Annotated in this window: 1 protein-coding gene; it reads left to right on the top strand. The window is 50.5% G+C overall.

The window, feature by feature from the left end:
- Positions 1-53: 53 nt before the first annotated feature.
- Positions 54-794 carry a hypothetical protein gene (locus tag DXA54_RS28000; protein ID WP_005643920.1) on the top strand — a complete coding sequence of 247 codons (741 nt, stop codon included), beginning with the start codon at positions 54-56 and terminating at the stop codon, positions 792-794.
- Positions 795-796 lie beyond the last annotated feature (2 nt).

Genomic DNA, 796 nt, shown 5'->3' with positions numbered 1-796 from the left:
CAATACGGGCAGCAGTACATGGAACAGATTGAAAACGCCCAAAAAGTAAGATTATGACAAAGGCGTTTTTAATCGTATCGGTTGCTTGCAACGTGTGGTTTCTGTTTCTGCTGTTCTATGACCGCATCATGGACACGAAGCTCATCCGTTTCTTCAGACATATTGCCGGGCTGTGGCGGTCATTGGACAGTACGGTGGCAGAGCAAGGAAAGGATAAGGAAATACCTCACGCAGACACCTCGGACATCATTGGCAAGAGCCGTTTCAAGATGGCATCGACCCGGACAACCGCTGCCATACCGACGCAAGAAGCCGCCACTTCGGAAAAAGGCATTGAGCTGTCGGAGGAAGAGGCTACTTTTGACGACGGAAACACGGAAACCGTCTCACGCCCGACACAAGTACCGGAGGACAAACTCGATGAAACCTTCACGAGCATCCCGCCCTCGGAACTGGAGTACGGAGAAGATGAACCGGAGGATGAAGAACCAGACAAAAAGCAGGCTTCGGGAAGTAGCTTCGAGGATATTGACATGGCAGTACACACCATACGGAAGGAATCACCATCCGATGAGGAAATGCGACACGCCGGAAAGGTCATGACGGAACTGGACGGGACAGAGCTTTTCACAAGAATAACGGAACGCCTGACCGATGAAGCAATGAGCGAGAGGATTGCAAAGGCGATGGCAGTTTTCGTGGACACGGTGAACATGACCGTGACACAACAAAAGGAAAAGGTGTTCGTGATTCCCGACAACATCGAGGAGTTCGACTTCCGAAACTATGTATAACA

It is taken from the genome of Bacteroides sp. OF03-11BH (assembly GCF_003604005.1).
GTDB lineage: Bacteria > Bacteroidota > Bacteroidia > Bacteroidales > Bacteroidaceae > Bacteroides > Bacteroides ovatus.
This window is presented reverse-complemented; position numbering and strand designations above follow the sequence as displayed.

What these genes read in the sequence shown, in the direction of transcription:
- DXA54_RS28000 (WP_005643920.1), top strand. Translation starts at nt 54, where the DNA reads ATGACAAAGGCGTTTTTAATCGTATCGGTTGCTTGCAACGTGTGGTTT.